Below are 16,756 nucleotides of genomic sequence, written 5' to 3'. Positions count from 1 at the left end.
ATCAATGGAGAGCGAGATGACCAAGGCCGGCAGCAGCACGATCACCACCAAGGACGGCACCGAAATTTTCTACAAGGATTGGGGAACGGGACAACCCATCGTCTTCCATCACGGCTGGCCGCTGAGCAGCGACGACTGGGACGCCCAGATGCTGTTCTTCCTGTCCAAGGGGTACCGCGTCATTGCCCATGACCGGCGCGGCCATGGCCGCTCGACCCAGACCGATACCGGCAACGAGATGGATACTTATGCCGCCGATGTCGCGGAACTTGCGGCGCATCTCGACCTCAAGGACGCTATCCATGTCGGTCATTCTACCGGTGGCGGCGAAGTGGCCCGCTATGTCGCGAAGTACGGCTCCGGCGGCCGTGTCGCCAAGGCCGCATTGCTCGGCGCGGTGCCGCCGATCATGCTGAAGACGGCGGCCAATCCCGGCGGCCTGCCGATCGAGGTTTTCGACGGTTTGCGCTCCGCCCAGGCAGCCAACCGCGCCCAGTTTTTCCACGATGTCGCGGCCGGCCCGTTCTACGGCTTCAACCGCCCCGGCGCCCAGGTGTCGCAGGCTGTCGTCGAGAATTGGTGGCGCCAGGGCATGATGGGCGGCACCAAGGCGCATTACGATTGCATCAAGGCGTTCTCGGAAACCGACTTCACCGACGATCTGAAGGCCATCGACGTGCCGGTGCTGGTGATGCATGGCGACGACGACCAGATCGTTCCGATCGCCGACTCCGCGCTGCTGGCTGTCAAGCTGCTCAAAAAGGGCGAGCTCAAGGTCTACAAGGGCTTCCCGCACGGCATGGCGACGACCCATGCCGATGTCATCAATGCCGACCTCCTGGCCTTCTTCAAGGCGTAGAACCGTTCAGTTGAATAGACATCGTCCAGTCGGATAAGCAAGGCACCCGCCGCCGGGCGGGTGCCTTTGCTTTCATCGAAATGTCAGCGAGACGGTGCCTATTTATCGAGAAAACCAGTGATCAGCTTGACGGTGTCGTCGGGGTTTTCCTCCATGATCCAGTGTCCGGAAGCGGGCACGATGCCGCCCGTGACATCGGTCGCAACAACCCGCAGGACATCGGCCTGCGTAGTGCCAGCGGATTTTTCACCGCCGACAGCCAGCACCGGCATGGTCAGTTTGCCGCCGGCGGCAAGCATCGCCTGGTTGTCGATCGCGTCCTGGTCAAACGCCTTGAACTGCTCGAAAGCGTCATGCATCGCATGCGGGCGGGCATAGAGCTTGGCGTAGTGCCTGCGCGTCGCCTCGTCGATCTTCTTGGGGTCAGCCGACAGCTCGTTGTAGAAGCGGTCGAGATAGATGCGCTCGCGCCCCGCGACCAGCCGCTCCATATCAGGGCCGCGGAAGTTGAAGTGCCAAAGCAGCGGGCTTTGCTTGATCTTTTCCCAGTCGCCTATGCCGGGCAGCGGCGCGTCGATGATAACCCATTTGGTGATGCGCTTGGGATACTGAGCGGCGAGCGCATAGCCGACCATGTTGCCGATGTCGTGGGTGACGAGATCTGCCTTGTCGATCTTCAGGGCATCCAACACGCCGGCGATGTCGACGGCCTGGTTCTTCTTGGCGTAGCCCGCTTCCGGGTGGGCCGACAGACCCATGCCGCGCAGGTCCGGCACGATGACGGTGTGGTCCTTTGCGAGGGCGATGGCCGCGGCGCCCCACATGTCTCCGGTATCGGCAAAGCCGTGCAGCAGCACGACGGCGGGACCCTTGCCGCCAACGCGCACATAGAGTTTGGTGCCGTTGGTTTCGACGGACTGCGTCTTGAAACCCGGCGGAAAGGGAACGATGCGTGCCGTCGCCGGCAAGGTAACAAGAAGCACACCCAATACGGCTAATACGATCTTGCGCATGTCATCCCCCAGAGACGTCGAAGGCCCCAAGCCTTCGTTGATGACTATCTCTAGCAGGCTTTTCAACCAGCGCATGGTGAAAGAATCACAGAGGGCGCAGCAATGCCGCGCCCTGCGTCAAATCCGCAAAATCGACCGGTTTTATCTGGCCGCCGCTTGCGCCTTCCTGGCTTCCTTCATGTTGGGCAGGAACACCGTCAGCAGGCCGAGCAGCGGCAGATACGAGCAGATCTGGAAGACGAAATCGATGCCCTTCATGTCGGCGACGACGCCGAGCACGGCGGCTGCAATGCCGCCCATGCCGAAGGCGAAGCCGAAGAAGATCCCGGCGATGGTGCCGACACGTCCCGGCACCAACTCCTGCGCAAACACGACGATGTTGGAGAAGGCCGAGGACAGGATCAGGCCGATCAGCACCGTCAGCACCATCGTCCATTCGAAATTGGCGTAGGGCAGCGCCAGCGTGAACGGCAGCACGCCGACGATCGAGAACCAGATCATCGCCTTCTGGCCGTAGCGGTCGCCGAACGGTCCGCCGAGCAGGATGCCCAGCGCCGAGGCGCCGAGGAACAGGAACAGCATGACCTGGCTCATCTGCACCGACACGCCGAACTTATGGATGGAATAAAAGGTGTAGTAGCTGGAGAGAGAGGCGATGTAGGCGTTCTTGGTCAGCACCAGCAGCGTCAGCACCGCCAGCGCTCCCATCACCTTCTTGCGCGGGAAGGGGGAGACGAAGCTTGCCGCCTTGCGATTGCCCTGCGCGGCGCGCATCCGGCTGTACCAGCCGCCGACCCGCGACAAAACGATGATGCCGATCAGAGACCCGACGGCGAACCATGAAATGCTGGTCTGGCCGAAGGGCACAACGATGAAGGCAGCGAGCAGCGGCCCCATCGACTGGCCGAAATTGCCGCCGACCTGGAACAAAGATTGCGCCAGGCCAAAGCGGCCGCCGGAGGCAAAGCGGGCAATGCGCGAGGATTCCGGATGGAAGATCGCCGAGCCGATGCCGATCAGCGAGGCGCCGACCAGAAGCAGCGCATAGTGGCCGGCATAGGCCAGAACGATCAGGCCAAGCAGCGAGGACGCCATGCCGTAGGGCAGTGAATAGGGCATTGGCCGCTTGTCGGTGATCATGCCGATGACCGGCTGCAGCAGCGACGCCGTGACCTGGAAGGTGAAGGTCAAAAGACCGATCTGCCAGAAATCGAGACCGTAATTCTCTTTCAGCAGCGGATAGATCGCCGGCAGCAGCGATTGCATGATGTCGTTGATGCCGTGGCAAAAGCTCACCGCCAGAATGACGGTGAAGGCGGTCGCCTGGGCTGAAGGGAGGCTGGCGCTTGGCTGCGGTGCAATGCTGGTGGCTGTCGTATCGGTCAAGGCAGGCTCCGAGGTCTTTTTGGCGGGTGTTTGCCCGCGGGCAGGCTTGGCGGCCGCTCCCGCGGACCGCCTTAAGGACGCTCGTCTGAAGCGCTTGGGCGACGCCCCTGCGGAGCGCCTTGGGGATGGCTGCCTTATAAGCCGCTTGCGAGGCGACTTCTTTCGTGGTTTGGTCCAATAGTTTCGCAAGTGGGCCATAGCCGATGCCACATGGCAGGGACATCTTCCGCGCCGGCAATGCCGATCTCGGCCGATTGCACGAAAGCCGCTGGCAGTGGCTGGAGGAGGTTTCCGGGCCAGCGGTGGCTTTGCCGACCGAATATCCGGACGGTTACCTCGTGCCGCAACACCGCCACAGCCGCAGCCAGCTGCTGCATGCGCTGGTCGGTGTCGTGCTGGTGACGACCAGGTACGGGCGCTGGATGGTGCCGCCCGACCACGCAATGTGGATACCGGCCGGCACCGAGCATTCTGTCGAAATGCTGGGCGACGTCTCGATGCGCTCGGTCTATGTCATGCCGGGCGCTATCCCCGGCCTGCCGGAAGGCTTGCGTGTCGTCGGCGTCACCGAGCTGATGCACAGCCTGATCGTAGAATCGGAAAAGCTGCCGCAAGGCGGCGAACTGGAAGGCCGCGGCGGGCTGATCATGAACCTGTTGCTGCACGAGATCCCGACCTTGCCGGAACGGCCGCTCGGGCTGCCGTTCCCGTCCGACCCGAAGCTGGCGGCGCTCTGCCGACGCTTTGTCGCGGCACCTTCGCCGCACGCCACGATCGACGAGTGGGCGGATGCCGCAGGCATGAGCCGCCGTTCGTTCACCCGCGCCTTCCAGCGCCAGACCGGATTGTCCTTGTCGACTTGGCGCCAGCAGGCCTGCCTGTTTGCGGCACTTCCCAGGCTCGCCGATGGCGAGCCGATCACCAGGGTGGCGCTCGACCTCGGTTATGACAGCGTGCCGGCATTCATAACCATGTTCAAGCGCATGCTCGGGGCCTCGCCGCGCGGCTATATGCGCGGCGCCCGCGACGAAGGCATGCGGCGGGCTCAGCCTCGACTTGAGGCCCCGGCGCCGTAGCGCCAGGAAAAGCCCGCAGCACTTTGTCGTAGGCCCTAGTCCAGCTGAACGCCGCTGGCCTTGACGATCGGTTCCCATTTGGCGAGTTCGGCCTTCACATGCGCTCCAAGCTCTTCCGGGGTGGAGGCCACGATCGAGGCGCTGAACTGGGCCATGCGGGCGATCACATCAGGGTCTTTCAGGGCTTCAACTGCCGCCTTCTCAAGAACGGCGACGACCTCCGGCGGCGTGCCTGCGGGCGCGAACAGAGCGTTCCAGCTGTAGGTTTCATAGCGGGGAATGGTTTCGGCAATGGCCGGTATGTCGGGGAAGGAGGGAACGCGCTCCTTGGTGGTGACGCCAAGCGCTCTCAGCGTCCCGCTCTTGATATGGCCCGATGAAGAGGGGAGGTTGTCGAACATCATCGGCACCTGATTGCCGATAACGTCGTTCAAGGCCGGTCCGGCGCCCTTGTAGGGAATGTGCTGCATACTGACGCCGGCCATCGTCTTGAAAAGCTCGCCGGAGAGATGCAGCGGGGTGCCATTGCCTGATGAGGCGTAGGCATATTTGTCCGGATCCTTCTTCAGCATCTCGATCAGTTCCTTGACGTTCTTGGCAGGGAATTCAGGGTTCACAACCAGGACGTTTGGCACCAGCACGAGCAACGATATCGGCGCAAAATCCTTCTCCGCATCGTAGGGCTTTGTCTTCAGGATCAGCGGGTTGAGCGCGTGGGTTGCGACCGTGCCCATCAGGATCGTGTAGCCGTCCGGTTCGGCTCGGGCGACCTGGGCAGCGCCGATGCTGCCCCCGGCGCCGCCGACATTTTCGACGACAATCTGCTGGCCCAGCTTTTCGGACATCTTGTTGGCGACCAGGCGCGCGACCAGATCCGTCGAGCCACCGGCAGAAAAGGGGACAACCATGGTGATGGTCCGGTCCGGAAAATCGGCGGCCCAGGCCGCCGGTGCTGAAAGGGTGGCTGCGATGGAAACCGCGAGCCCGAGCAAAGTCCTACGCCGCATCTGCTACTCCTCCGTTGATTGGAGGGGCAGTATGGCCATGGTGAACTCCTCGCACAATGCAACCATGGACTGACTGCCCGCCTCAGGAGATCGGGCTTGACACCGATGCTTCGGTTGGCGTGCGCGAGAACGCCTCACCCCTCAGTTCAATCAGCCTTGGTCCAGCTGAAAACAAGCCATTTGTATCGTGACGTCTCTTCAGGCTCGGCCGTGTAGGTCATCTGCATGTCGCCGCCCTCGGCGTAGATGTCGAGCCTGGGCGCCGTGTCCAGTTCGAGCCACAGGGAATCGTTCTTGAACGACCATGTCCCGCACCAGACGCAAGGCCCCGATGCCGGGTCACCCGGTTGGTGAAAATTGTAGCGGCCGTCCGCCGTGATCTCCAGATAGTCGAAGGCGCCATAAAAGGCGGTCACAGTCTGCTGAAATTCGGTCGCAGCCGCTTCCTGGTCGGGCTTCGCCGGCTCTTTCAGATCACGCGGTGGCCGGATTGCGGACCCTGCGATGCTCCATTTGCCGATGAAATCCTTTTCGGTGGGAAGATATTCCGTTTGCGCCTGCGCGGTCGAAACCGGAGCGATTGTCGGCGCATAGGCCGCGCTGGCGATGCCGATTGCGAGAAGCATTCCTGCGATGCCTGCAGCCTTGATTTGATTGCGCATCAGCTGGCTCCTTTCACGACGGTTTGGGGCAGATTCCAAAAACGAGATTACCCCCGAGCCAGGCCCGTGGGCACGCTTTTGGGCAACATGGATTAATCGAACAGGCTCGACACGGACTCTTCGGTCGCTGTGCGCGAAATCGCCTCGCCCATCAGGTCGGCGATGGAGATGACGCGGATATTCGGGGCGTCGAGCACGCCTTGCGTCGGCTGGATGGAATCGGTGATCACCAGTTCCTGCAGCTTCGAGCCGCTGATCCGGGCGACCGCACCGCCCGACAGCACGCCGTGGGTGATATAGGCGGTGACGCTGGTAGCGCCGTTGGCGAGCAGCGCATCGGCGGCGTTGCACAGCGTGCCGCCGGAATCGACGATGTCGTCGATCAGCAGGCAATCCTTGCCGGCGACCGCGCCGATGATGTTCATCACTTCGGATTCACCGGGACGTTCGCGGCGCTTGTCGACGATGGCCAGTTGTGCGTCGAAGCGTTTGGCGAGCGCGCGGGCGCGCACCACGCCGCCAATATCGGGCGAGACGACGACGACATTGGCAAGCTGTTTGTATTTTGCCTTCACGTCGCGGGCCATCACCGGCACCGAGAACAGATTGTCGGTCGGAATGTCGAAAAAACCCTGGATCTGGCCGGCATGGAGGTCGAGCGTCAAAACGCGGTCGACGCCAGCGCGGGTGATCATGTTGGCGACCAGCTTGGCCGAGATCGGTGTGCGGCCCGAGGCCCGGCGATCCTGCCTGGCGTAACCGAAATAGGGGATGACCGCGGTGATGCGCTTGGCCGAGGAGCGCATGAAGGCATCGATCATGATGAGCAGTTCCATCAGATGATCGTTGGTCGGGAACGAGGTCGACTGCAGGATGAAGACATCCTCGCCGCGCACGTTTTCCTGGATTTCGACGAAGATTTCCTGATCGGCGAAGCGTCTGACGCTGGCCTTGCCCAGCGGGACATTGAGATAGCGGGCGACCGCTTCGGCCAGCACCCGGTTGGAATTGCCCGCGAAAAGCTTCATGCACCGTTCCTGGCGAAGGATGGGGAGGTCCTCTTAATCGGGCTTGTAGCGAGCCGTGCCGGTATTGCAAGCCTCGTTGACGGGAATCCGCCGGCTAATCTCAAAAACGTCAACAGTGAACGGAAGCCGGTAACAGGCGGATCAGCCGGCGCTGCCGCCGAGCCAGGCCGCGAACTGGTCGATCGTCTGGTCGGCGATCGCCTGCATGGTAGCGGGTGCAACCGCGGGCCAGCCTTCGGCGGCATTGACCGAGGGCGCCTTCTGCTGGCCATTGATGCGGTGTAGCCGGTTGCCGGCGGGGTCATAGACGTCCCAGACATAGATAACGGTGGTGTCCTTGCCTTCCGTCATCGTCGAGAAGTAGCCCTTCAGCACATGGGTGGCGGCTTGGTCGGCGCTGCCGGCAAGGGTGATGCCGCGCTGCTTGGCGCGTGTCTGCAGTTCGGCCGTCAGCGGCGTTGCCGCTTCCACCGAGGCGCCGACGATCGGCGCGATCTGCAGCCGGGTCTTCGACAAAGCGGCGGCGCTCTGCGCGGGGTTGGCGGGTGTCGTGGCGCCGACGGCCGGCGCTGGTGTGGCGGCGGGCGCAATGCCCGGGGCAGCCAAGGGCTGAGCCGAGGCTGCCGGCGGCGTGATGGCGGACGGCTCAAGGACGTCCTTGGCGTTGGTGCAAGCGGCCAGCACAAGCGCTGCGAGCAATGACACGGTCGTCACATGCGATCGTCTCATCTGCCCGAAAACTCCTTAGTCGCGAACGCCCCCGCGTGGACCAACCATTATGGATTCACTGTACGATCAAGTCGAGATCATGGCGTGAAAGCGGCTTCGGCTGGGATTCGGTGGTCAGGTAGGTGCGGCCAAGCGTCATCGCCGTCTCGGTTTCGGAGTCCATGATGATCATGTGCGCGAACAATGTCATGTTGGGCGCGATCGGCTCGGGATTGCCCTGGTAGAACATCGGCATATCCATCCAGGACGGGGTGAAGCGGGCGCCGACGGAATAGCCGCAGGCGTTCAACCGATGCTTGGTCAGGCTGTGCGCCTCCAGCGTGCGGGCATGCGCGTCGAAGACGTCGCCGAAGGTGTTGCCGGGCGTCATCGCCTTCTCGACCGCCAGAAGAGCCGCGCGGGCGGCGTCGAACAGCTCCTGATGGCGCTTCGACGCCTTGCCGGTCAGCACGGTGCGCATCATCGGCGCGTGATAGTGATGGAACACGCCGGCCCATTCGAGCGTCAGCTGATCGTTCTTGGTCAGCTTGCGGCGCCCGGCCTTGTAGCGGCAGAGCAGCGCGTCGATGCCCGAGCCGATGATGAATTCATTGGCCGGATAGTCGCCGCCGCCGGCAAACACCGCGCCCTGCATGGCGGCAAGGATCAGCGCTTCGTCGCCGCCCTGCTTGATCAGCGGCAGGGCCGCGTCGAGCGCGTCGTCGGAAAGGTTGGCGGCCTTTTCGGCCTTGGCGATTTCAGCCGGGCTCTTGAACAGGCGCAGACGGCCGACAATACCGGAGGCGTCGGCGATCTGGCCGAAGGTCTGCAGCTGCTCGTCGACGCGGCGGCCGTTGAAGGCGGTCAGGCCATGGGTGTCGTATTCGACGCCGATGCGGGCGCCGAGGAGATTGAGGTCGTTGAGCAGGTTGCGCAGGTCGATCGCCGGGTTGGCGCCGTCGCGGTCGGTCCACAGCACGATGTTGCCGATGATCGAGGTGTGGCGCGCCTGGCGCAAATCGGCCGAGCGGGTGAGCAGCACCATCGAGCCGTCAGCCTTCACAACCAGGCACTGGAAGAAACAGAAGCCGAACGTGTCGTAGCCGGTTAGCCAGTACATGCTCTCCTGGGCGAAAAGCAGTACAGCATCGAGCTTCTTTTCCGTCATCTCGATCATCAACCGGTCACGCCGGGCGTCAAATTCCGACCGTTCGAAATGCAGCGCCATTATCCGTTCTCCAAAACAATTGCCGAAACCTGCCGACCGTAGTCCGGTTCCTTGCGATGCGTCGCGCGCCGGTAGGAAAAGAAGAGATCCTCCTCGGCATAGGTGCAGCGGCCAAGCCCCTCGGCGGTCACGCCAGCTTTCTTCAGCCGGTCGACCGTATAGAGGTTGAGATCGAACATTGCATGCGCCGGATTGGCCGAAGGCGCGAAATAGCCGATGTTTTCGGCATCGGCTTCGACGAAACGGGCGACGAATTCCGGCCCGACCTCGTAATTGTCGGGGCCGATCGAAGGACCGAGAACCGCAATGATGCGCTCACGGCGGGCGCCGAGGCTTTCCATCGCGGCAATGGTGTTTTCAAGCACACCGGTGAAAGCACCCTTCCAGCCGGCGTGTGCAGCGCCAATGATGCGCGCTTGCGCATCGGCGAACAGCACCGGGCCGCAATCGGCCGTCGAGGCGCCGATGGCGATGCCCGGCCGGTCGGTGACGATGGCGTCGGCCTTGGGCCGCGGGCCGGGAAAGGGTTCCCTGGCAATAACGACATCGGGCGAGTGGACCTGATGCGCGGTCAGGAGATGGCTGGCCGGCACACCCATCCAGGCGGCGACGCGGCGGCGGTTCTCGGCGACCAGCATCTGATCGTCATCCGAGCCGGTGCCGATGTTAAGTCCCTGATAGATGCCGCCGGAGACGCCGCCGATACGGGTGAAATAGCCATGGCGGATACCTCGCGGCTTGGCCGCTTCCAGCAGCGGCGAGCGAACAGGATCCGGTTTGGTCTGATTCAGCATGGATGGGTTTGTTGTCCGCGCCGGCGTTTTCGTCAAGGCGAAGTTCGGCCGAGTGATTGCGACAGTGCTGCCGCGTCGACTTTGCATTGGCCAAAAGCAGGCATGCGACCACAAGCGACATGGCGAGACGGCTTGTAACGATCTCTGAGGGTCAGACTGGCTGATGCGGCAGGATTTTCAGGATTTTGAACAGCGTGCCCATGCCGTCGGGGCCGGCCAGGCGCTCGACGGCATCGGCAATGGTTTGTCGTGCCTCTTGGCTTGCCTGGCTGCCCAACTGGCCAGCTCGCTCAAGCAATCCCGTGCCAAGCAGAAAGTCGCCCTGCGTCGCCAATTCCACATCGAGGCCATGCGCCCGCACGACGGCGGCCAGTGCAGCGAAGTCGACATGGGCGGTGAGATCGGCTTCGCCGGGATTGGCCAGCACATCTTCGGGGGCGTGCCTGCGCACGGCCTGCAATGTGTCGCCGAAACCGGGCTGGAGATGGCCGTAATCGGGGAACAGCCCGGCGCCGCCGTGGTCGGCTATGCGTTCGGCAATGGTCGCCATCAGTGCCGCGCGGGCCGGTGCTATTTCGAAAATAGAGCCTTGTGGCGCCTCGGCGGCGTCTTCCGGCAGCAGCGTCGCCTCGACCGAGCCGGCGCCGGCGAAGAAGCTCAACTCGTCTGAGACATCGAGGCCGATCACCCGTTCGCGCCAGCCGGCGCCGGCGCGGATGAACTGGCGGATCGGCACAGCGTCGAACAATTCGTTGCCGACAATCAGCAACGGCGCCTGCGGTAGTGTGGCGATGGTTTCGTGCCAGCCGAGCTCAACCGAAGTTTCGGCAAGCGTCTGCTTCTGGATTTCAGTCAGCCGCGGACTGGTCTCGACCAGAGCGAAGGATGCTCCGGCGGCGATAGCCGGATCGAGCCGCGTCAGGGTGCGAAGCATGTCCTTCATCAGCGTGCCGCGGCCAGGCCCGATCTCCGCGATGGTGACCGGCAGGGGTCGGCCGATCGCCAGCCAGGCCTGATAGAGCCAGACGGCGACGAGTTCGCCGAACATCTGGCTGATCTCGGGTGCGGTGACGAAGTCGCCGGCGGCGCCGAACGGCTCGCGCGTGGTGTAGTAGCCGTCGCTGGGATCGAACAGGCAGAGCGCCATGTACTCGTTGACGGGGAGGGGGCCGAGCGCGCCGATCAGGTCGACGATGCGGGTCTTCAGCCGTGTCATGCCGGCTGTGGTTGCGGCGCCGGTTTGGCTGTGGCCATCGCCCAGATGCCGGCCAGCACCATCGGCAGCGACAGCACCATGCCCATGGTGAGCCAGCCGCCGAGGAGGTAGCCGAGCTGCTGGTCGGGCTCGCGGAAGAACTCGACGAAGATGCGTGACAGGCCGTAGCCGCAAATGAAGGCGCCGCCGACAAAGCGCGGCGTCTTCAGCTTCAGCCGCGAATGGGTGAGGAAGCGCAGGACCAGGAACAGCACCGCGCCCTCGAGCAGCGCTTCGTAGAGCTGGCTCGGATGGCGAGGCTCCAGGCCCGCGACACAACCCGCCACGGTCTGCTGGAGACGCTCGTTGCAGAAGACGACGCCCCACGACACGTCGGTCACGCGACCCCAGAGTTCGGCATTGACGAAGTTCGCGATGCGGACGAGGCCGAGCCCGACCGGCACGCCGGCTGCCACCACGTCGAACAGCGTCCAGGTGCGGATGCCGCGCTTGAGGGAAAACAGCGTCATGGCGAGGATGACGCCAAGCAGGCCGCCATGGAACGACATGCCGCCCTGCCAGACGGCGAAGATGTCGAGCGGGTGGTCGATATAGCGCTTTAAATCGTAGAAAAGCACATAGCCGGTGCGTCCGCCGAGCACGACGCCGACGGCGGCCCAGACGATGAAATCGTCGAGGTCGATCGGCTTCATCGGCAAGACGCCATCAGGCCACAGCCTTGTGTTGGTGACGAGCCGCTTGGCGTACCACCAGGCGAACAGGATGCCGACGATATAGCCGATGCCGTACCAGTGCACAGCCAGCGGGCCGATCTGAACCAGGATCGGGTCGATGTTGGGGAAGGACAGCGACGCCATCGGCAGCGGGAAATAGTCGTTCAACAGGATCTCCTGGGAGGGCTCGCGTTAGGGCGCGGACCATGCGGCAGGGTTTTGGCGGGGTCAAGGCAAGGTGACGACAGCCTGATCGTCAGAGATAATGGGCTCAACCCTGCGGCTTGCCGGCGACCAATTGCCTGAGCGCATCGTTGATCCTGTCTTGCCAGCCGGGGCCATCTTCCTGGAAATGGTCGAGCACGGCGCGATCGATCCTGATCGAGACAAGCTCGCGAACGTTTGGTGCGGCGGAGGGTTCGCGAATGGGAGGCGCGGGTTTCTTGACCGGCTTGAAGGCCGCTTCAGCGGCTTCCATCGGATTGGTCGGTCGGCGCGGGGGCGTTGCCATTGGTTGATCCTGAATGAGAGTGACTCTTGCCTGGAGCAAGTCGTGAGGAAAACTAGGCCGCTGGTCTGTGAAGACCAGTAACTTCACTTGGTTCTCTCTGCCATTGCCCTGTATTTGGCTTCAAGCCTGTCCAGCACCTCGTCGCTAGGCTAGACCCGGCCCGCACTGGCATCCGAAATGCCCTTTGCGAGTGCTGCATCGAGTGCTGCAAAGCGCTTCTCCAAGTCCGCACTGTCCGTCACGGCAACCGTCGTTCCAAGAATCCATTTGCGATAATAGCAATCTGTCGGCCGGACCGTGAGCCAAATCGCGTCCGACATGAAGCCGCACCAGCTTCAACGTTCTTGCATTCCGCAGGCAGTGCCACTACGTCAATTCCAGCAAGCGAGGATTTGCCATGTCGACCGGACCGAACCGCATTCTCGATGAATTCGCCAAGCTGATGACCGATGCCGCGGGTGCCGCACAAGGCGTGCGCCGCGAGGTGGAGACTGCCTTCAAGGGGCAGGCCGAGCGCATCCTCAACACCATGGATGTGGTGCAGCGCGAGGAGTTCGAGGCTGCCCGCGACATGGCTGCCAAGGCCCGCGAAGAAAACACCAGGCTGGCCGCCCGCATCGACGCGCTCGAGGCCAGGCTTGCCGAATTGACCGGACAGGCCGCACCTGCGGCTGCGGCAAAGCCCAAAGCAAAAAAATAAAATTTGAACTTTTCCACAAAGCACAATCCGAAAAAATGCTTTGCCGTGAATCGTTTACCGGCAATGCATGAATCTTTGTGACAGCGCCTTTCCACATGCTGATGACGCAGTGCGAAAAATTAGGCTGTTCACGCGACTCCCGATCAATAGACTGAATTTGTTGCATGATTCGGAGCAGGGTCATGCGGCCGGGCGGTGGGGTCCGGTCCGGGGTCTTTGTGTCGTGAAGTCCTGGCCGTCCGAGTTCAAGACAAGATTGTTCGTCGTGTGTGCCCCGCGGAGCGTGTGGCGCTCCCCCTGAACACAGGAAGCATTCCATGGAACTTCTCGAACTCGAATTCTCCCGCGAAATCCATCCGGTGGATGTCATCGAGCAGGTCGCCCATAACAATGACTGGTCCTTCGAACGGGCCGGCGATGACGAAATCTCGATCTCGGTTGCCGGCAGCTGGACCGATTATCACGTCTCCTTCTCGTGGATGGAGGACTTCGAGGCGCTGCATCTGGCCTGTGCTTTCGACATCAAGGTGCCGGAAGCCCGCGCGCTGGAAGTGATGCGGCTTTTGTCGCTGATCAACGAGCAGATGCTGTTTGGCCATTTCGATCTCTGGGAGCAGGAGGGCGCGATCATGTTTCGCCAGTCGCTGCTGCTTGCCGGCGGGGTCGAACCGTCGAGCCAGCAGGTCGAGGTGCTTTTGTCGTCGGCGCTTGAAGCCTGCGAGTGCTATTTCCAGGCCTTCCAGTTCGTTGTCTGGTCGGGAACCTCGGCCAAGGATGCGCTGGCCGGCGTCCTGTTCGAGACCTATGGCAACGCTTGAGCTTCCATGAGTTCGAGCAGCGCGCGCAAGCCCGAGATCAGCTTTGCCGATTTTGATCGTGTCGACATCCGTGCCGGCACGATCGTCGAGGCCGAGCCTTTCCCCGAGGCGCGCAAACCCGCCTTCAAGCTGAAGATCGATTTCGGCCCTGAGATCGGCGTGAAGAAATCCTCGGCACAGATCACGAAATACTATGCGCCGGAAACGCTGGTGGGACGGCAGGTGTTTGCGGTGGTGAATTTCCCGCCGCGCCAGATCGGTCCGTTCATGTCGGAAGTGCTCACGCTCGGCTTCCCTGATGAGGAAGGCGCCGTGGTCCTTGGCGCCATCGAGCGCAAGGTGCCGGACGGCGGCAGGTTGTTTTAGGAAGATTGCGTCAGGCGGCCAGCTTGCGCCTTGTGCTCAGCGCCTCTTCGACCGTGTCCATGAACATTTCGGCGCAGGCTTTCCAGCTGTAGCGCATGGCGCGTTCGCGCGCCTCGGCGCGGTCGACATTGAGCGCGGCGAGCGAGGCCTCGCGCAGATCGGTCGACACCGCGCCGCCGATGCCGTCGCCGACAATGTCGATCGGTCCGGTGACCGGATAGGCGGCCACCGGCGTGCCGCTGGCCAGCGCCTCGATGATGACGTTGCCGAACGTGTCGGTGCGGCTGGGGAAAACGAAAACATCAGCCGAGGCGTAGATCTCGGCCAGCTCATCGTTCGGGCGATGGCCGAGGAAATGCGCCTGCGGGTACTTCGCCCTGAGCCTGGCCAGTTCCGGTCCTTCGCCGACGATCACCTTGCTGCCGGGCAGGCCGAGATCGAGGAAGGCGCTCAGGTTCTTCTCGATGGCGACGCGGCCGACGCACAGGAATACCGGGCCGGGAAAGCCGAGGTCCTTCTTCTTGTCCGGGCGGAAGTGATCGGTGTCGACGCCCCGCGTCCACGGCCTGAGCTTGGTGAAGCCTCGCGACGCAAGGTCCTCCGCCAGCGACTGGGTGGCGACCAGCGTGCCTTGTCCGGAATTGTGGAAATCACGCAGCCAGCGATAGGCCCAGCTCTCCGGCACCGGCAGGCGGGCGCTGAGATATTCGGGAAAGCGGGTGTGATAGCTGGTGGTAAAGGGACGGCCAGCATTGCGGCAATAGCGCCGCGCCATGATGCCGAGCGGGCCTTCGGTGACGATATGGATATGGTCCGCCTTGCGAGCCTCGATCAGCCGCGCGACATGACCGGGCGTGGTCAGCGCCAGCCTGATGTCGGGGTAGGTCGGCAACGGCAAGGTGCGAAAGATGTTCGGGGTCAGGAAGTCGACCGCAACGTCGAAGGTTTTCAGCGTTTCGGTGAGCCGCTCCAGCGTGTGGACGACGCCGTTGACTTGCGGCCGCCAGGCGTCGGTGACCATCAGGATGCGCATGGCGGTCCTTTGCTCGGGTCGACGGTTGCCTTGATGCGATAGCGGTACGGCCCGGCTGCCCTCGCTTCGCTCCACCGCACCCGGGCAGGCACGAGGTCGAAGTAAGGCGGCTGAGCCGAATCAACTGATGTCGCGCGCTTCATGCGCGCTCTTGACCATGGTTTCATGACGGGCGGATGAAGGTGGTTTTTGGCCGAGCCCGCCTTCCAGATCATGCTTTGGTCAGGCGGGCACCTTGATCACCGCCCGCAGGCCGCCGAGCGGGCTGTCTTCCAGCATGATGTCGCCGCCATGGCTGCGGGCAATATCGCGGGCGATAGAGAGACCAAGGCCGGTGCCGCTGGCGTCGAGGTTGCGCGCCTCGTCGAGCCGCACGAATGGTTTGAACACGTCCTCGCGCTTTTCCGGCGGGATGCCCGGACCGTCATCGTCGATGGTGACGACGAGTGAGCCGCGGCCGTGATCGGCGCTGATCTCCACCGTCTTGGCATAGCGCAAGGCATTGCCGGCGACATTGGACAACAGCCGGGCGAAAGCGTGCGGGCGCACATGCACGTCCGGATCACCGGCAAGCACGGTCGATAGCTTGCGCTTGTGCAGCGACGCCTCGTCGCCGAGCTTTTGGAAATAGGCCTCGAGATCGAAATGGCCGGCATCTTCCGACGCTTCGCCGCGGGCAAAGGCGATATAGCCTTCCAGCATCGACTGCATGTCGTCGATGTCCTGGTTGAGCGCGGCCTTGGTCTCGGGCTTGCCGCCGGCCAGCGCCAGCTGCAGCTTGAAGCGGGTGAGGATGGTTCTGAGATCGTGGCTGACGCCGGTCAGCATGGCGGTGCGCTGTTCCAGCTGGCGTTCGATGCGCTCGCGCATCTGGATGAAGGCAAAGCCGGCCCGGCGAACCTCCTCGGCGCCGCGTGGGCGGAAATCGCGCGGCATCGGCCGGCCCTTGCCGAAGCTTTCGGCGGCCTCGGCCAGAGACAGGATCGGCCGGATCTGGTTGCGAAGGAAGGGGATGGCGATCGTCAGCAGCACCAGCGACGTCCCGACCATCCAGATCAGGAAGATGTGGGTGTTGGAGGCATAGGCCTGGCTGCGGCGCACGAAGACGCGCAGCACCTTGCCCTCGAGCTGGATGCGAACCTCGACGATGTTGGAATTGCCGACCGTGTCGATCCAGAACGGGCGGTTGATCTGGCGGGTGATCTCGGTGGAAAGGACGTCGTCAAGGATCGAGAAGAAGGGCTTGGGTCCAGGCGCCGGCAACGGGTCGGGCGGCAAGAGGTCGACCTTCAACTGCATGCGGTCCTGGGCGATGCGGATGATGTTCGCGTAGTCGCCATCGTGCGGATAGGTCTCGATCATGTCGATGATCGCGGCGATGTCGCGCACGGTGGCCTGCGACAGGCGCTGCGTCACGGTTGCCCAGTGGCGTTCCATGAAGTCGAAGGCGACGACCGACTGCAGAAGGATCATCGGCGCGATGACGATGATCAGCGAGCGGGCATAAAGCCGCTTGGGCATATAGAACGCAACCAGCCGCCAGAACCGCTTCCAGGCACGCGGCATTGCTTTCAGCGCCCGTGATACGCGCGCGCCAAAGCCGCCCTGTTCCGGCCGTTCCAGTTGCGTGGTCGCCAT

Annotated in this window: 18 protein-coding genes; 5 read left to right on the top strand and 13 right to left on the bottom strand. The window is 63.0% G+C overall.

Annotated features, from left to right (window positions below; translation table 11 throughout):
• Positions 1 to 4 precede the first annotated feature (4 nt).
• A complete protein-coding gene (locus X727_RS162400) occupies positions 5 to 859 on the top strand; it encodes an alpha/beta hydrolase (protein WP_023833518.1) in 855 nt (284 codons plus the stop codon).
• 98 nt (positions 860 to 957) lie between these two features.
• Here the strand turns inward: X727_RS162400 and X727_RS162405 are convergent, their stop codons facing one another.
• Positions 958 to 1,872, bottom strand: coding sequence for an alpha/beta hydrolase (locus X727_RS162405; RefSeq protein ID WP_023744300.1), 915 nt, complete (start codon positions 1,870 to 1,872; stop codon positions 958 to 960).
• Between the two features lie 141 nt (positions 1,873 to 2,013).
• Complete coding sequence (locus X727_RS162410) at positions 2,014 to 3,258, bottom strand: MFS transporter (RefSeq protein WP_023833517.1); 1,245 nt, start codon at positions 3,256 to 3,258, stop codon at positions 2,014 to 2,016.
• Between the two features lie 203 nt (positions 3,259 to 3,461).
• On the opposite strand from X727_RS162410, the gene X727_RS162415 reads away from it, so the two are divergent.
• Positions 3,462 to 4,334, top strand: a complete 873-nt coding sequence (locus X727_RS162415) for a helix-turn-helix transcriptional regulator (RefSeq protein ID WP_023686122.1) — start codon at positions 3,462 to 3,464, stop codon at positions 4,332 to 4,334.
• 35 nt (positions 4,335 to 4,369) lie between these two features.
• Here X727_RS162415 and X727_RS162420 read toward each other — a convergent pair whose 3' ends face one another.
• From X727_RS162420 to X727_RS162460, 9 genes are all read right to left on the bottom strand, one after another.
• A complete protein-coding gene (locus X727_RS162420) occupies positions 4,370 to 5,341 on the bottom strand; it encodes a tripartite tricarboxylate transporter substrate binding protein (RefSeq protein ID WP_023833516.1) in 972 nt (323 codons plus the stop codon).
• 146 nt (positions 5,342 to 5,487) lie between these two features.
• Positions 5,488 to 6,003 carry a hypothetical protein gene (locus X727_RS162425; RefSeq protein ID WP_023833515.1) on the bottom strand — a complete coding sequence of 172 codons (516 nt, stop codon included), beginning with the start codon at positions 6,001 to 6,003 and terminating at the stop codon, positions 5,488 to 5,490.
• Positions 6,004 to 6,095: 92 nt separating this feature from the next.
• Positions 6,096 to 7,031, bottom strand: coding sequence for a ribose-phosphate pyrophosphokinase (locus X727_RS162430; protein ID WP_023686119.1), 936 nt, complete (start codon positions 7,029 to 7,031; stop codon positions 6,096 to 6,098).
• A gap of 141 nt (positions 7,032 to 7,172) precedes the next feature.
• On the bottom strand, positions 7,173 to 7,760 hold the full coding sequence (locus X727_RS162435; RefSeq protein ID WP_023737819.1) for a hypothetical protein: 588 nt from the start codon (positions 7,758 to 7,760) through the stop codon (positions 7,173 to 7,175).
• Positions 7,761 to 7,815: 55 nt separating this feature from the next.
• Positions 7,816 to 8,967 (bottom strand): Xaa-Pro peptidase family protein, encoded by a 1,152-nt coding sequence (locus tag X727_RS162440; RefSeq protein WP_023833514.1) that lies wholly within the window; start codon positions 8,965 to 8,967, stop codon positions 7,816 to 7,818.
• Positions 8,967 to 9,761, bottom strand: a complete 795-nt coding sequence (pgeF, locus tag X727_RS162445; protein ID WP_023705898.1) for a peptidoglycan editing factor PgeF — start codon at positions 9,759 to 9,761, stop codon at positions 8,967 to 8,969. The genes X727_RS162440 and pgeF overlap by 1 nt, the downstream gene beginning before the upstream one ends.
• A gap of 151 nt (positions 9,762 to 9,912) precedes the next feature.
• Positions 9,913 to 10,977, bottom strand: a complete 1,065-nt coding sequence (locus X727_RS162450) for a class I SAM-dependent methyltransferase (RefSeq protein ID WP_023683719.1) — start codon at positions 10,975 to 10,977, stop codon at positions 9,913 to 9,915.
• The gene (gene lgt / locus X727_RS162455; protein WP_023672032.1) at positions 10,974 to 11,858 is read right to left on the bottom strand and encodes a prolipoprotein diacylglyceryl transferase; all 885 of its coding nucleotides are present in this window, start codon (positions 11,856 to 11,858) and stop codon (positions 10,974 to 10,976) included. Before lgt ends, X727_RS162450 begins: the two co-directional genes overlap by 4 nt.
• Positions 11,859 to 11,961: 103 nt before the next feature.
• The gene (locus X727_RS162460) at positions 11,962 to 12,201 is read right to left on the bottom strand and encodes a BrnA antitoxin family protein (protein WP_023683720.1); all 240 of its coding nucleotides are present in this window, start codon (positions 12,199 to 12,201) and stop codon (positions 11,962 to 11,964) included.
• A gap of 397 nt (positions 12,202 to 12,598) precedes the next feature.
• On the opposite strand from X727_RS162460, the gene X727_RS162465 reads away from it, so the two are divergent.
• From X727_RS162465 to X727_RS162475, 3 genes are all read left to right on the top strand, one after another.
• Positions 12,599 to 12,901: an accessory factor UbiK family protein gene (locus X727_RS162465; protein ID WP_023711152.1), complete on the top strand. Its 303-nt coding sequence runs from the start codon at positions 12,599 to 12,601 to the stop codon at positions 12,899 to 12,901.
• A 317-nt stretch (positions 12,902 to 13,218) separates the two neighbouring features.
• Positions 13,219 to 13,719, top strand: coding sequence for a YbjN domain-containing protein (locus tag X727_RS162470; RefSeq protein WP_006202532.1), 501 nt, complete (start codon positions 13,219 to 13,221; stop codon positions 13,717 to 13,719).
• A 6-nt stretch (positions 13,720 to 13,725) separates the two neighbouring features.
• Positions 13,726 to 14,085 (top strand): tRNA-binding protein, encoded by a 360-nt coding sequence (locus X727_RS162475; RefSeq protein ID WP_023672028.1) that lies wholly within the window; start codon positions 13,726 to 13,728, stop codon positions 14,083 to 14,085.
• A 10-nt stretch (positions 14,086 to 14,095) separates the two neighbouring features.
• On the opposite strand, the gene X727_RS162480 is transcribed toward X727_RS162475, so the two are convergent.
• On the bottom strand, positions 14,096 to 15,118 hold the full coding sequence (locus tag X727_RS162480) for a glycosyltransferase family 1 protein (RefSeq protein ID WP_023833513.1): 1,023 nt from the start codon (positions 15,116 to 15,118) through the stop codon (positions 14,096 to 14,098).
• A 222-nt stretch (positions 15,119 to 15,340) separates the two neighbouring features.
• Entirely contained in the window at positions 15,341 to 16,756 is a 1,416-nt protein-coding gene (locus tag X727_RS162485; RefSeq protein WP_023817463.1) for an ATP-binding protein, read from the bottom strand.

The sequence above is a fragment of the Mesorhizobium sp. L103C105A0 genome (assembly GCF_000502215.1).
Taxonomy (GTDB): Bacteria; Pseudomonadota; Alphaproteobacteria; order Rhizobiales; family Rhizobiaceae; genus Mesorhizobium.
This window is presented reverse-complemented; position numbering and strand designations above follow the sequence as displayed.

Bases quoted from the DNA above. Each gene is read 5' to 3' on its own strand.
- X727_RS162400 (WP_023833518.1), top strand. From the start codon at position 5: ATGGAGAGCGAGATGACCAAGGCCGGCAGCAGCACGATCACCACCAAG.
- X727_RS162405 (WP_023744300.1), bottom strand. From the start codon at position 1,872: ATGCGCAAGATCGTATTAGCCGTATTGGGTGTGCTTCTTGTTACCTTG.
- X727_RS162415 (WP_023686122.1), top strand. From the start codon at position 3,462: ATGCCACATGGCAGGGACATCTTCCGCGCCGGCAATGCCGATCTCGGC.
- X727_RS162420 (WP_023833516.1), bottom strand. From the start codon at position 5,341: ATGCGGCGTAGGACTTTGCTCGGGCTCGCGGTTTCCATCGCAGCCACC.
- X727_RS162425 (WP_023833515.1), bottom strand. From the start codon at position 6,003: ATGCGCAATCAAATCAAGGCTGCAGGCATCGCAGGAATGCTTCTCGCA.
- X727_RS162430 (WP_023686119.1), bottom strand. From the start codon at position 7,031: ATGAAGCTTTTCGCGGGCAATTCCAACCGGGTGCTGGCCGAAGCGGTC.
- X727_RS162435 (WP_023737819.1), bottom strand. From the start codon at position 7,760: ATGAGACGATCGCATGTGACGACCGTGTCATTGCTCGCAGCGCTTGTG.
- X727_RS162440 (WP_023833514.1), bottom strand. From the start codon at position 8,967: ATGGCGCTGCATTTCGAACGGTCGGAATTTGACGCCCGGCGTGACCGG.
- pgeF (WP_023705898.1), bottom strand. From the start codon at position 9,761: ATGCTGAATCAGACCAAACCGGATCCTGTTCGCTCGCCGCTGCTGGAA.
- X727_RS162450 (WP_023683719.1), bottom strand. From the start codon at position 10,977: ATGACACGGCTGAAGACCCGCATCGTCGACCTGATCGGCGCGCTCGGC.
- X727_RS162460 (WP_023683720.1), bottom strand. From the start codon at position 12,201: ATGGCAACGCCCCCGCGCCGACCGACCAATCCGATGGAAGCCGCTGAA.
- X727_RS162465 (WP_023711152.1), top strand. From the start codon at position 12,599: ATGTCGACCGGACCGAACCGCATTCTCGATGAATTCGCCAAGCTGATG.
- X727_RS162470 (WP_006202532.1), top strand. From the start codon at position 13,219: ATGGAACTTCTCGAACTCGAATTCTCCCGCGAAATCCATCCGGTGGAT.
- X727_RS162475 (WP_023672028.1), top strand. From the start codon at position 13,726: ATGAGTTCGAGCAGCGCGCGCAAGCCCGAGATCAGCTTTGCCGATTTT.
- X727_RS162480 (WP_023833513.1), bottom strand. From the start codon at position 15,118: ATGCGCATCCTGATGGTCACCGACGCCTGGCGGCCGCAAGTCAACGGC.
- X727_RS162485 (WP_023817463.1), bottom strand. From the start codon at position 16,756: ATGGCGACCACGCAACTGGAACGGCCGGAACAGGGCGGCTTTGGCGCG.